Genomic DNA, 12,676 nt, shown 5'->3' on the forward strand with positions numbered 1-12,676 from the left:
CGTTACACGCCATGACGAACTCTGACCTCCGCCGGCCGGGATTCTTTATAAGCACACCCGTTCCGTCTATTGGTTCTGGGGCGTCATGGAACGTAGCGAGCCCGGAGGGATTTGAACCCCCGACAACCAGGTCCGGAACCTGGCACTCTATCCACTGAGCTACGGGCCCTCGGCCCCGACTACCGGACGCCGGGGCATAACGGTTGTGAGTTTCAGTCCTCTGCGAGCGTCCCGCCCGTCGGTTTGTCGTCGACGACCGACTCCTTCCACGTCCCTCGGAGGAACCACGCCACCGCGCCGAACGCGCCGACGATGTTGCCGAGCGCCATCCCGACCCACAGCCCCGTCGGTCCCCATCCCGCGACGAACACCAGATAGGCGACGGTTGGGACGCGCCCGACCCAGAGCGCCATCAGGGAGAAGCCGAGCGCCGTCTTCGTGTTGCCCGCGCCCCGATACGCCCCGAGAACGACCTGTAACACGCCGATGAACGCGAACTCCACCGTCCGGATGCGGAGGTACTCCGCGCTGTGACGGATGGTCTCGGCGGCGTCGGCGGTGCCGGTCGCCATGAACACCGAGACGATGGGTTCGGCGAACAGGTACGCGACGATGGCGACACAGAACATCACCCCCGCACCCGTGCTAGCGGCGAGTTGGACGGCACGTTCGGCACGTTCGGCCTTCTGTGCGCCGAGGTTCTGTCCCACCATCGTGTTGGTCGCTCGGCCCAGTCCCATCGCCGGGAGGAAGACGAGCGAGATGAGGCGGTTGCCCAGACCGTAGGCGGCGACGACGGGCGTAGCGAACGTGACGACCATCGCGGTCAGCGTGATCATCGCCAGGGCGCTGGTCGACTGTTCGAGCGCGCTCGGCACGCCGATGTCGACTATCTTCCGGACGGTGTCGGAGTCGGTACTGAGATACGACAGACGGAGGTCCGGACCGAGCGCGGTGGCGAACAGCACGTAGACGCCGACGAACGTCGCCGCCGCACGGGCGACGAGCGTCGCCAGCGCCGCCCCTTCGACGCCCATCCCCTCGAATCCGGTCTCGGCGAACAGGCTCGTCTGGAGCGCCTCGGCCCCGAGCATCGAGAACAGCGGGTTCTCGGTGAACCCGAAGATGAGGATGGGGTCGAGGACGACGTTGAGCACGACGGACAGCAGCATCACGAGCATCGGGGTTCGGGTGTCGCCGTAGCCACGCATCAGCGCCGAGAAGACGAAGAAGCCGAACAGGAACGGCGTTCCGAGGAAGAACACCCGCATGTAGTCGGCGGCGAGCGGCACGACTTCGCGGGCCGTCTCGGGGTCCGTCGGCAGGAGGCCGAGCAACGGGCCCGTCGCCACGAACCCGAGTGCGCCGAGCACGACGGCGAGTTTCGTCACGAACGAGAGGGTCTGGCCGGCGACGAAGTCGGCGTCGCCGTCGCTGCCCGCGCCGGTGTACTGTGCGACCAGCGTACTCCCGGCGACGGTGAACCCGCCACCGACCGACAGCAGGAGGAAGATGAGCGGGAACGCGAGGCTCATCGCGCCGACGGCGGCAGCGGAGTAGCGTCCGAGCCAGATGGTGTCGGCGAGGTTGTACGCCACCTGTAGCAGTTCGGTGACGACGATGGGCCACGCCAGCGTGAACAGCGGCCACGCCAACCCGCCCTCGGTGATACTTCGGTCTCGACTCACGGGGAGTTCACTCTCGTGAGGGGTTCGGTTCCGACACTATAGGGCTGGCGTGAGATGCAGTGACTATAGCATCCCGAGCGACGACGACCGGCGACGCCACTACGGTCGGCGGAAAGCGGAGAGAATCGGCGTGTCGCGTCGTTACGGACTCTCGCCCGTCTCGATGGAGAAGTCGGTGGTGGGGTAAGCGACACACGTCAGCGTGTAGCCCTCGGACATCTCGGCGTCGCCGAGCATCTCGTTGGTGTGGTGTTCGATGTAGTCCTCGGCGTGCCCACCGTCCGTGATGTGGCCCGCACAGGAGATACACTGGCCCTGCCGGCAGGCGTAGGGGAGGTCCCAGCCCTCCTCCTCGCCCGCTTCCAGAACGGTCGTGTTCTCCTTGACGGAGATGGTCGTGCCTTCCTTGACGAACTCGATTTCGTAGGTCTCGGCCTCGTCGTCGGGGATGGCCGACGGGTCGTCGTCGACCGTCTCTTCACCCTCCCCGTCTTCCAGTTCACCCTCGGAGCCAGCGCCGACTGCGCCCGCCGCGACGCCGCCGCCACCGATAGAGCGGTTCATCGGTTCGGGGAAGTCCGTCTCGGGGACCGTCGAAGCACGCCGTTCGAGTACGTCGCTAGAGATGTCCTCGGTGGGCGTCCACTCGGTCCCACGCGAGAAGTGCAGGACCACGACGAGCAGGACGATAGTCGCCCCGACGCCGATTCCCAGTACGTCTACCATGTCCGCGGGTTAGCGAGGGGGCGTTAACAGCATTGCGATACCACGTTTCGCTGTACTCACGTCGCGGCGACACGCTCGGCGGTGCCTCGCGGTCGCCGCTCGGTTCGCTGGCAAAACCTGGAGTGAAAACCGGCGTCACCCGTTCGCCTTCGGCTCACGGGCTCTTTGGCCCGCTCGCTCGTTCGCTGACGCTCACTCGCTCGCGGTACAACTGAAGGACGCGACTGCCTCGTAAACCGTCCGCTCCACCAACCGCCGACCGTCTCAGTCCGGTCTGACTCGTGCCAGTGGGTCACCGCGCGCGAACACGTCGCTCTCGCCGACGAGTCGCTCCTCGACGACGCCGGTGACGGGCATCGACACGTCGATGGACACCTTCTCTATCTGGATTTCACAGATGGTGTCGCCTTCGTCGGCGTGTGCGCCCTCGCGGACGAACCAGTTGCTGACGACGGCCTCCTCGACGTCCATCGCGTCGTCGGGCCAGACGAGCGCCGAGTCGACGACGGTCGGCGAGTCGCTCATTTCGTGACCGTACGAACCGCCTCGGCGATGTCCGCCGTCTGGGGGTTGATGGCGTCTTCGAGCGGCCGAGCGTACGGGATGGGCACGTCCGGGATGGCCAGGCGCTGGACGGATTCGAGGTCGTCGAGCGCGTGTTCGGCGACCCGGGCGACCACCTCTCCGGAGAGGCCGAACGAGCGGTAGTCCTCGTCGACGACGACCAGTCGGCCGGTCTTCTTCACCGACTCGACGACCGTCTCGGTGTCGAACGGGACGAGCGTCCGCAGGTCGATGACCTCCGCCTCGATACCGTCGTCCGCGAGTCCCTCGGCCGCTTCGAGGGCACGGTGGACGTGCAGGCCGAGCGTGACGACGGTGGCGTCGGTGCCCTCGCGTCGCACCGCGGCGTCACCGAACGGGATGGTGTACGCCTCCTCGGGCACCTCCGTCTTCGGCCCCTCGGGAGCGGGCATCCAGCCGATGCCCATCAGGCGCTTGTGGAACATGTAGACGACCGGGTCGTCGTCGCGGATGGCGGCGTGCATCAGCCCCTTCGCGTCGTAGGCGTTCGAGGGCACGACCACCTTCATCCCCGGCAGGTGCGCGAACGTACCGTAGAGCGTCTGGGAGTGCTGGCCGGCGTCGTTGTAGCCGCCGCCGACGGCCGTCGTCAGCACCATCGGGACGTTGACCGCCCCGCCGCTCATGTAGGTGTTCTTCGCCATCTGGTTGTAGATCTGGTCCATACAGACGCCGAAGAAGTCGACGAACATCAGCTCCGCAATCGGGCGCATCCCGGCCTGAGCGGCCCCGACGGCCGCGCCGATGTACGCCGTCTCGCTGATGGGGACGTCCATGATTCGGTCGTGGCCGAACTCCTCTAAGAGGTCCTGCGTCGAGTCGAAGATACCGCCGTAGTCGGCGACGTCCTCGCCCATGTAGAACACCTCCTCGTTCTCGCGCATCTCGTGGGCGATGGCTTCGACCATCGCTCGGCTCATCGTCAGTTCGCGTCCCGTCGCTACCTGTTGGGTCATCGGTCCTCACCTCCGATGTCGTCGTCCGAACCCGGTGGCACGTCGACGGCGTCGACGATACCCCGGTCGCCACCGCCGTCGGGCACGACCTGTGCCCGTGGCGGCGTGACGAACACGTCGTCGAACGCCTCGTCGGGGTCCGGTTCCGGCTGGTCTTTCGCCCACTCGATGGCCGCCTCGACGCGCTGGTGAGCGCGGTCGGTTATCTCGGCGAGTTCGTCGTCCGTGACGCCCTCCGAGCGGAGGTCCTCGGCGAGGCGTTCGATGCTGTCGAGGCGCTTCGCGCGCTCGATGTCCTCCGTCGGGCGGTAGCCCTCGGCGTCGCCCATGAAGTGCCCCATCCGTCGGTGGACCTGCACCTCGACGAGCGACGGGCCGTTGCCCGCCCGCGCCCGTTCGATTGCGTCGCGGGCGGCTTCGTACACCGCGACGGCGTCGTCGTAGTCGACGCGGACGCCCGGCATGTCGAACCCCTTCGCTCGCTGTGCACCGCTCTCGACGTCCGTGACGCGCGCTTTGGGCATGCTAATGGCCCAGTCGTTGTCCTCGACGACGAACACGACCGGCAGGTCGTGGACGCTGGCGAGGTTGAGCGATTCGAGGAACCCGCCCTGGCTGATGGCTCCCTCACCGAGATACGAGACGGCGACGTCCGTCGTGCCGCGTTTCTTCGCGGCCAGCGCCGCACCGACGGCCGGTGGACTGCCCTGCGCGATGATGCCGCTGCACGCGAAGTTGACGTCCGGGTCGAACAGATGCATGTGCCCGCCCTTGCCCTTACAGAGGCCCGTCCGTCGACCGAATATCTCGGCGGTCATCCGCTCCAGGTCGACGCCCTTGGCGATGGCGACGTGGTGTGGTCGGTGGGTCGCCGTCACCGTGTCCTCCGGTCGCAGGTGGGCGCAGACGCCCGCCGCGGCCGCCTCGTGGCCCGCCGCCAAGTGCAACTCGCCGGGAATCGGCCCCGCCGAGATGTCGAACGCCGGCTGTTTCCCCTCCAGATACTCCTCCTGGAGGCGCTCCTCGTAGTGACGCGCGGTCACCATCGCCTCGTACATCTCCTCTCGTGTGTTCACACTTACCATGGCGTTTCCCGGTTCACCCTTTCCGAGAAACATGATAAACGTTCGTTATATTTCGGTGGCTACCGTACCGACGGAGAGAGAGTCAGCACCGAAAGAAGAGCCCGGCCGGCGTGAGAGGCTGCTACTCCTCGTAGTCGAACCCCACCCTCCCTCGCGGCGTCCTCCGGTCGCCGCTCGGGTTCCCGAACCCCTCACTCCGTTCGGGACTCGCTCTCGTCGCGGCGCTGGACCTCGTGCCGGCCGAAGCCGTAGCGCAGGCGGTTGGCGAGACGCCGCGAGAACCGTCCCTCGTCGGCCCGTGACCCGAACCGTTCGGAGAGGGCGGCGTAGACGAGCGGGAGCGGCACCTCCTGGGCCAGCGCCTCCTGGACCGTCCACGTGCCCGTCGAGCCACCTTCGATACGGTCGGCGACGGTCCCCAGCGAACTCCCCTCCTCGCGGAACGCCTCCTCGCAGAGTTCCAGCAGCCACGAGCGGATGACCGCGCCGTTGTTCCAGACGCCCGCCACCGATTCGAGGTCGAGGTCGTAGCGCCCCTCGTGGAGCAGTTCGAACCCCTCGCCGTACGCCTGCATCAGCGCGTACTCGACGCCGTTGTGGACCATCTTCACGTAGTGGCCCGACCCCGCAGGCCCCATCCGGGCGTGGCCGTCGGGACCCGTCGCCACGGCGTCGAACACCGGTGTCAACGTCTCGTAGGCCCACTCGGGACCGCCGACCATCAGCGAGAAGCCGAGTTCCGCACCGGCCGGGCCGCCGGAGGTGCCACAGTCGAGGTACGCCGCAGGAGTCTCCTCGGCGCGGCGTGTCGAGTCCTCGAAGTGGGAGTTCCCGCCGTCGACGACCACGTCGTCGTCGCTCAGGTGTGGTTCGAGTTCCGACAGCGCGGCGTCGACGGCGTCGCCCGCCGGGACCATCAGCCAGATTCGCTTCGCCTCGCCCAGTTCCGCCGCGAGCGAGTCGAGCGAGTCGGCGGGCGTCGCGCCCGCGTCGGCCGCCTCTTCGCGGGCCTCCGCGTCGATATCGAACGCCACCACGTCGTGGCCCGCCGCCAGCGTGCGGTCGACGACGATACGGCCCATCCGCCCCAGACCGACGACTCCCAGTTGCATACACGGGGCTGTGCGGGGTGGTGGGGTAGTGGTTGCGGTCCGGGCCGACTCACTCGAACGCCGCGACACGCTCGACGGCACCCCGGTAGATGCGTTCGCAGCGGTCGAGGACGGCCAGCGAGACGCTCTCGTCTCTGGTGTGTGCCTCCCCGGGTTCGGAGGCACCACAGACCACGCAGGTCGTTCCGGCCCCCGCGAGCCACCCGGCGTCGGTGGCGTGGGGTTTGCTGACGAGTTCTGGCGTCCCCGCCTGTGCGTCGACGGCCGCCGCGAGCACCGCCTCCGCGAACTCGTCGTCGGCACACGCCATCGGCGGGAGGTCCTGGTCGACGGTCCACGAGACACCGTCGATGGCTTCGACCTGCGCCAGCGGCGCACGCTCGCCCGCGACGGTTCGCTCGTCGACGGTGAACGAACACGCCTCGGGAATCACGTTCCAGCCGCTCCCGCCCTCGATTTCGGTGACGGCGACGGTCCCGGACTGGGTGACACCGAGCACCTCGGCTTCGGGGGTGTCGAGGTCGCGGACGAGTTCGACCGCCTCAGCGGCCCGGTAGATGGCGTTCTCGCCGCGGTCGGGTTCGCTGGCGTGGGCGGCCGTCCCCCGAGCAGTGACGGTACTCCCGCGTCGGCCCTTGTGTGCGACGACGACGTCCGTGACACCCGGTTTCGAGTAGTTCGTCGACCCCTCGGCGACGATAGCGTAGTCGGGACGGAACCCCTCCTCGATGGCGTGGCGTGCCCCGACGCCGCCGCGTTCCTCGCCACGGAACGAGGCGAACGTACACGGTGCGTCTGCGTCGCGGAACGCGACCATCGCGGCGGCGACGGCCCCCTTCATGTCGGCGCTGCCACGGCCGAACAGTCGGGGCTCCTCGCGTCCGTCCTCGCGTTCGACCGTCCGCTCCTCGACGACGAGTGCGTCGTCGGTCACCTGCGAGGCGTCGGGCGCGACCACGTCGTGGTGCCCGACGAGCGCGACGCGGTTCGCGGCGTCGGGGTCGCCCTTCCGGGCGACGACCCCGGCACCCTCGGGGTCGTGCTCGACCGTCGCGTCGGTGTGGTCGTGAAGCCAGTCGGCGATGACCGCGCCGGCGGCCGTCTCGTCGTCGTGACTCGGCGTGGCGACGAGACGACGGGTGAGGTCGGTGAGTTCGGGTCGTTTGGTCACGTCCTCCCTGTGCGTGCGACGGTCGAAAACGCTCCGGCGGACGCGGGCGGGTCCGGCGTCACGTCGATACGACACGAACCGGACGACTCCGGGCGCGTTACGTAGCCTTATCAGTCCCGCCGTCCGAACGTCGTGTATGAATGTCGTTCCGGACACGAGCGTGGTCGTCGACGGCCGCGTGTCCGAACGTGTCGACGACGGTGAGTTCGCCGGCGCGACGGTCTACGTTCCACAGGCCGTCGTCGGCGAACTCGAAGCGCAGGCGAACTCCGGGCGAGACATCGGCTGGCAGGGACTGGAGGAACTCCAGCGGTTGGCCGACTTCGCGGACGAGGGCGAGATAACGGTCGAGTACGTCGGCCGGCGGGCGAACACCGAGGAGATAGAGCGCGCCCGCTCGGGGGCTATCGACGCCATCATCCGCGACGTGGCCGACGAGTACGACGCCGCGTTCCTCACCAGCGACATCGTCCAGGCCGAAGTGGCGAAAGCCCAGAGCCTCGACGTCGAGTACCTCGAACCGTACGACGACGCCGTCGAGGAGCTGGCCATCGAGTCGTACTTCACCGAGGAGACGATGTCCGTCCACCTGAAGACGGGGGTCCGCCCGATGGCGAAACGCGGCGACGTCGGGAACGTCCGCTACGAGGCCATCGGCGAGGAGGTGCTGGACGACGAGACGATGCGCGAGTACGTCAGCGACGTCCGCAACGCCGCCGACGTCTCCGACGACGGGTTCACCGAACTCAGTGAGCCAGGGATGACCATCGTCCAGTTCCGGGACTACCGTATCGCCATCGCCCAGCCACCGTTCTCCGACGGTGTCGAGATCACGGCCGTCCGGCCGATGGTCAAGACGACGATGGACGACTACGCCTACAGCGAGGACATCACCGAGCGCCTGCTCGACCACCAGCGGGGCGTCCTCATCGCGGGGGCACCGGGGGCCGGGAAGTCCACCTACGCCCAGGCCGTCGCCGAGTTCCTCTCGGATGCCGACTACTCCGTGAAGACGATGGAGAAACCCCGCGACCTCCAGGTCGGCGAGGAGATCACCCAGTACACCGAACTCGACGGGGACATGGACAAGACCGCCGACGCTCTGCTGATGGTCCGACCGGACTACACGGTCTACGACGAGGTCAGGAAGACCGCCGACTTCCGCACCTTCGCGGACATGCGTCTCGCGGGCGTCGGGATGGTCGGCGTCGTCCACGCGACCCGCGCCATCGACGCGCTCCAGCGCCTCATCGGCCGGGTCGAACTCGGCATGATTCCACAGGTCGTCGACACCGTCGCGTACATCGAGGCCGGCGACGTCGAGACCATCTACGACGTCTCGACGGAGGTGAAGGTCCCCCACGGCCTGATGGAGGAGGACCTCGCGCGTCCGGTCATCGTCGTCTCCGACCACGAGACCCAGCGTCCGGAGTACGAGATATACACCTTCAACCGGCAGGTCGTCACCGTCCCGCTGGACGAGGCCGACGGCGAGTCCGACACCGGCGTCGACCGCCTCGCGCGCAACGAGATCGAACGCGAGGTTCGGTCCGTCGCGCGGGGACACGTGCAGGTCGAACTCCAGAGTCAGAACCGCGCCGTCGTCTACGTCGAAGAGGACGACATCTCCTACGTCATCGGGAAGGGCGGCGGCCGCATCGACCAGATCGAGGACTCGCTGGGTATCGACATCGACGTCCGCACCCTCGACGAACGCCCCGACCACCACCGGGGGCACGCCGGGGCGGACGGAACCGGTGGGTCCGGTGGTTCGGGAAACGGTAGCCGCGTCAGCGAGGGGCCGGGCCACGCCGGCGAGGTCGTGACGCCCGAAATCACGTCCAGACACATCATCGTCCCCGTCGACGGCCGGGCCGGCGAGACCGTCGAGGTCCGCGCCGACGGCGACTACCTGTTCACCGCCACCGTCTCGCGGGGCGGCGAGATTCAGGTCTCGCGGGGCAGCGCCATCGCCGAGGAGATGGAGCAGGCTATCGACCGTAGTCAGCAGATCACGGTCGTCCCGTCGTAGGCGGCCGGTTCGTCGTGTCGATACTCCACGCTTCGCTCACCCGAACAGCGACGCGAACGTCGTCACCTCGACGCCACGCTCGCGGGCCGCGCCGACGACCCACCCGACGCGTTCGGCGGTGACCGACTGCCACGCGCTGTGGCCGGCGAGGACCCCGATACCACCCGTCTCGGCGACCGCGTCGAGGTACTCGCCGAGTTCGACGCGCGTGAGGTGGGTCGTCTCCAGGTAGTACCGACGGAGGTTCGTCGGGGCGGTGCCGGGCGGGTTCGGGAGCGACCGAATCGCCGCGTTGGCGAGCACGTCGTACTCCTCATGGACGGCCCGCCACGCTCGCGTGTCGGCCGCACCGTAGGGCAGGACGAACGACGAGGGGTCGGACCCCATCTCGGCGAACGCCGCACGGACGCCACGGATCTCGTCGGTGACGACCGACTCGTGGGGGCGGACGACCGTCTCGCCCCGGTCGAACGCCGAGTCGAGCGAAGCGGCGAGGGTCAACACGCCACCGTCCTCGGTGGCGCTCACGGCGGCGATCTCGACCGGCTCGCGGTGGTCGCCGTCGGTCACTTCGTAGCGGTCGCCGACGACGATCCCGCAGTCCTCGTCGTCGTGGACTTCGCCGGCGACGTGGAGGTCGTCGTCACCGGACGTCGCGTCCCGGCCGAGGCGAAGGGCCTGCAGGTAGCGGTGACGGCGGCCGTGAGCGGCGACTTCGTGGCCCGCGTCGACCAGCGCGTCCAGTTCGACGGCGGTGAGATGGCCCGGTTTCCCGACCCACGACGGGACCACCGCGAACACCGCCCGAGCGTCACGCTCGGCGAGGACCGGGCGAATCAGGTCGTGATCAGCGGCGTACCCGTCGTCGAAGGTCAACACGAGGTGGCCGGCGTCGGAGGGAGGCATACCGGAGTCACCGCTCGGTGAGTGTTAAGCGGTGGGTAGTCAGAGCGGCCACGCCGTCCGGTCGGGGCGTGATTACGCCGACGAGGAGGAGGGGCGACCCGCACGGTCGACGACGGCGGGAGACACTTCGATGGGGCAGTCCAGTCGGAGTGCGAGCGCGATCGCGTCGCTCGGGCGAGCGTCGAACGAGAGCGTCCGCCGTTCGCCGTCACGGTACTGCTCGGTCTCAATCTTGGCGAAGAAGGTGACCTCCGAGAGGTCGTCGATACGGACGCGGTCGACGGCCGCACCGAACTCCGCGGTCATCTCCAGCAGCAGGTCGTGGGTGAGTGGTCGCTCGAAACTCCCGCCTTCGAGTGCCAGGCGGATGGACTGGGCCTGGTCGTCACTGACGAAGATGGGCACGACGGACTCCCCGACGTCGAGCATCACGACGGGCGTCCGGTCACCACCGTCGTCGACGCTCACCCCGACGCCGCGGACCGTGGCATCTGGTGACATAGTACGGTATTCACCAACGGGGTATGTAAGGTTAGCCCCTGAACGAGACGCCGCACATTCACGTCGCCGGCCGTGCGTCGCTTTTCGTTCGGAGCGACGGCTGTCGGGTCCGTCACGGACCGTGCGTGGTCGTTGGGAACAGTTGTGAGGGCGCAACGGGCAGTACCCCTTTACGCCCGCCCCGAGTTTCGCCAAGCATGGGCACGTACATGGCGCTGGTCGATGTCGTCGAAGCGCGAGTCCAGAACGCCCAGGAACTGGCGAGTGTCTGGGGCGACCTGCGAAACGACATCGCGGACGTCGGCGGGGAGATGAAAGACGCGTACGCCATCCTCGGCGACCACGACTACCTCATCCTGTTCGAGGCTCCCGACCACCAGACGGCACTCCAGATCTCCCTCGTCGTCGAACGGCGGGGACTGGACATGCACACCCACGAACTGCTCCCCGTCGAGGAGTTCGGGTCGCTCGTACAGGACGTCTGACCGGTCACACCGCGCGACCACCACGGTTCCTCGCCGCGCTCAGGACGGCAGCGAACGGTCCGACCAGGGTCGCTCGCGCTCGAAGGCGGCACACGCGGCGATTACGTCGGCGTCACGGTGTCGACGGCCGACGACCTGGAGGCCGACGGGGAGGCCGTCGACCGTTCCCGCGGGCACCGACGCTGCGGGGTGGCCGGTCATGTTGAACGGCTGTGTGAGATACCACCCGGTGTAGCGGTCGACCTCTTCGCCGTCGACCGACTCGGGACCGAACGCGTCGACGTCGAACGGCGGCACCGCGAGCGTCGGCGAGACCAGCAGGTCGAACTCGCCCAGAAGCTCCTGAACCGCGTCGAACACGGCCGTCCGAACGCCGTTGGCCCGACCGATGTCGACCGCGGTGTGCGTCCTGCCACGCTCGACCATCGCGGGCAACACCCCGCTGAGGTCGTCGAGGCGCTCCGAGAGGTCGACACCGAACGCCGCCTCGCTCCCCGCGACGGTCGTCGCCATCCGCGACTGGAACGTCACCAGCGAGGCGCGACGGGCGTCATCCCACAGGTCACCGAGCGCCGGATCGGCCCGTTCGACGCCCATCCCCGCGTCGGCGAACCCCTCGACGGCCTCGTCGACGACGTCACGGACCGACTCGGCGACGGGGAACGCGTCGAGCGTCGGGCTGTACGCCACCCGGAACCCGTCGACGGACGCGTCGACGGCGTCGACGAAGCGCTCGTCGGTCGTCGGTAGACTGAACGGGTCGGCCGGGTCCGTGCCGGCCATCACGTCGAGCGACAGCGCCGCGTCCGCGACGGTCCGCGCCAGCGGTCCCGTCGCCGTGAACGGGTTCGCGTCGGCGAACGCGTCCGGACGAGTGTGCCGCGACACGCGCCCGAACGAGGGTTTGATACCGACGACACCGCAGGCGCTCGCCGGAATCCTGACCGACCCGCCGGCGTCGGTGCCCTGCGCCAGCGGCACGAGACCGTCGGCGACGGCCGCCGCGCTCCCACCGGAGGACCCACCGGCGGTCTTCGTCGGGTCGTAGGGGTTGCCCGTCGCCCCGAACAGGTCGTTGTCCGTCGTGGCGATGTGGCCGAACTCGGAGGTGTTCGTCTTCCCGACGACGATGGCCCCCGCCGCCCGCAGACGGGCGACCACCGGGTCGTCACGCTCCGGGACGTGGTCGGCCAACGGCACCGACCCGTAGGTCGTCCGGACGCCCGCCACCGACGTCAGGTCCTTGATGCCGACCGGGATGCCGTGGAGCGGCCCCAGTTGCTCGCCGCGCTCGACGGCCCGTTCGGCCGCTCGGGCCTGCTCACGGGCATCGTCGGCGAGCACCGTCACGAAGGCGTTGGTGCGGTCGTTGCGTGCCTCGATGCGCTCCAGACAGTGCTCGACCAGCGCGACCGGCGAGCACTCCCCC

The 12,676-nt window shown here is 68.5% G+C and carries 12 protein-coding genes and 1 tRNA gene; 2 read left to right on the forward strand and 11 right to left on the reverse strand.

Going from position 1 to position 12,676, the window contains the following annotated elements; translation table 11 throughout:
* Window positions 1-96: 96 nt before the first annotated feature.
* The 8 genes from GQS65_RS19750 to GQS65_RS19785 form a co-directional block, all read right to left on the reverse strand.
* A tRNA-Arg gene (locus GQS65_RS19750) sits at window positions 97-169 on the reverse strand.
* A gap of 43 nt (window positions 170-212) precedes the next feature.
* Window positions 213-1,688: an MATE family efflux transporter gene (locus tag GQS65_RS19755; RefSeq protein WP_368280377.1), complete on the reverse strand. Its 1,476-nt coding sequence runs from the start codon at window positions 1,686-1,688 to the stop codon at window positions 213-215.
* Window positions 1,689-1,829: 141 nt separating this feature from the next.
* Entirely contained in the window at window positions 1,830-2,414 is a 585-nt protein-coding gene (locus GQS65_RS19760) for a 2Fe-2S iron-sulfur cluster-binding protein (protein WP_158206341.1), read from the reverse strand.
* Between the two features lie 264 nt (window positions 2,415-2,678).
* Window positions 2,679-2,939, reverse strand: a complete 261-nt coding sequence (locus GQS65_RS19765) for a lipoyl domain-containing protein (RefSeq protein ID WP_158206342.1) — start codon at window positions 2,937-2,939, stop codon at window positions 2,679-2,681.
* Window positions 2,936-3,955, reverse strand: coding sequence for an alpha-ketoacid dehydrogenase subunit beta (locus GQS65_RS19770; RefSeq protein ID WP_158206343.1), 1,020 nt, complete (start codon window positions 3,953-3,955; stop codon window positions 2,936-2,938). Before GQS65_RS19770 ends, GQS65_RS19765 begins: the two co-directional genes overlap by 4 nt.
* Window positions 3,952-5,013, reverse strand: coding sequence for a thiamine pyrophosphate-dependent dehydrogenase E1 component subunit alpha (locus tag GQS65_RS19775; RefSeq protein WP_158206354.1), 1,062 nt, complete (start codon window positions 5,011-5,013; stop codon window positions 3,952-3,954). The genes GQS65_RS19770 and GQS65_RS19775 overlap by 4 nt, the downstream gene beginning before the upstream one ends.
* Window positions 5,014-5,231: 218 nt before the next feature.
* A complete protein-coding gene (gnd, locus tag GQS65_RS19780; protein ID WP_158206344.1) occupies window positions 5,232-6,152 on the reverse strand; it encodes a phosphogluconate dehydrogenase (NAD(+)-dependent, decarboxylating) in 921 nt (306 codons plus the stop codon).
* 49 nt (window positions 6,153-6,201) lie between these two features.
* Window positions 6,202-7,323 carry a M20/M25/M40 family metallo-hydrolase gene (locus tag GQS65_RS19785; protein WP_368280378.1) on the reverse strand — a complete coding sequence of 374 codons (1,122 nt, stop codon included), beginning with the start codon at window positions 7,321-7,323 and terminating at the stop codon, window positions 6,202-6,204.
* 136 nt (window positions 7,324-7,459) lie between these two features.
* On the opposite strand from GQS65_RS19785, the gene GQS65_RS19790 reads away from it, so the two are divergent.
* The gene (locus tag GQS65_RS19790; RefSeq protein WP_158206345.1) at window positions 7,460-9,355 is read left to right on the forward strand and encodes a PINc/VapC family ATPase; all 1,896 of its coding nucleotides are present in this window, start codon (window positions 7,460-7,462) and stop codon (window positions 9,353-9,355) included.
* A 36-nt stretch (window positions 9,356-9,391) separates the two neighbouring features.
* Here the strand turns inward: GQS65_RS19790 and GQS65_RS19795 are convergent, their stop codons facing one another.
* Complete coding sequence (locus tag GQS65_RS19795; protein ID WP_158206346.1) at window positions 9,392-10,261, reverse strand: polysaccharide deacetylase family protein; 870 nt, start codon at window positions 10,259-10,261, stop codon at window positions 9,392-9,394.
* A gap of 72 nt (window positions 10,262-10,333) precedes the next feature.
* A complete protein-coding gene (locus GQS65_RS19800; protein ID WP_158206347.1) occupies window positions 10,334-10,762 on the reverse strand; it encodes a bifunctional nuclease family protein in 429 nt (142 codons plus the stop codon).
* A 197-nt stretch (window positions 10,763-10,959) separates the two neighbouring features.
* On the opposite strand from GQS65_RS19800, the gene GQS65_RS19805 reads away from it, so the two are divergent.
* Window positions 10,960-11,247, forward strand: a complete 288-nt coding sequence (locus GQS65_RS19805; protein WP_158206348.1) for a GYD domain-containing protein — start codon at window positions 10,960-10,962, stop codon at window positions 11,245-11,247.
* A gap of 39 nt (window positions 11,248-11,286) precedes the next feature.
* Here GQS65_RS19805 and GQS65_RS19810 read toward each other — a convergent pair.
* A partial coding sequence (locus GQS65_RS19810; RefSeq protein ID WP_158206349.1) for an amidase occupies window positions 11,287-12,676 on the reverse strand: 1,390 nt, incomplete at its 5' end.

It is taken from the genome of Halomarina oriensis (assembly GCF_009791395.1).
Taxonomy (GTDB): domain Archaea; phylum Halobacteriota; class Halobacteria; order Halobacteriales; family Haloarculaceae; genus Halomarina; species Halomarina oriensis.

Bases quoted from the DNA above. Each gene is read 5' to 3' on its own strand.
- GQS65_RS19760 (WP_158206341.1), bottom strand. From the start codon at position 2,414: ATGGTAGACGTACTGGGAATCGGCGTCGGGGCGACTATCGTCCTGCTC.
- GQS65_RS19765 (WP_158206342.1), bottom strand. From the start codon at position 2,939: ATGAGCGACTCGCCGACCGTCGTCGACTCGGCGCTCGTCTGGCCCGAC.
- GQS65_RS19770 (WP_158206343.1), bottom strand. From the start codon at position 3,955: ATGACCCAACAGGTAGCGACGGGACGCGAACTGACGATGAGCCGAGCG.
- GQS65_RS19775 (WP_158206354.1), bottom strand. From the start codon at position 5,013: ATGTACGAGGCGATGGTGACCGCGCGTCACTACGAGGAGCGCCTCCAG.
- gnd (WP_158206344.1), bottom strand. From the start codon at position 6,152: ATGCAACTGGGAGTCGTCGGTCTGGGGCGGATGGGCCGTATCGTCGTC.
- GQS65_RS19790 (WP_158206345.1), top strand. From the start codon at position 7,460: ATGAATGTCGTTCCGGACACGAGCGTGGTCGTCGACGGCCGCGTGTCC.
- GQS65_RS19795 (WP_158206346.1), bottom strand. From the start codon at position 10,261: ATGCCTCCCTCCGACGCCGGCCACCTCGTGTTGACCTTCGACGACGGG.
- GQS65_RS19800 (WP_158206347.1), bottom strand. From the start codon at position 10,762: ATGTCACCAGATGCCACGGTCCGCGGCGTCGGGGTGAGCGTCGACGAC.
- GQS65_RS19805 (WP_158206348.1), top strand. From the start codon at position 10,960: ATGGGCACGTACATGGCGCTGGTCGATGTCGTCGAAGCGCGAGTCCAG.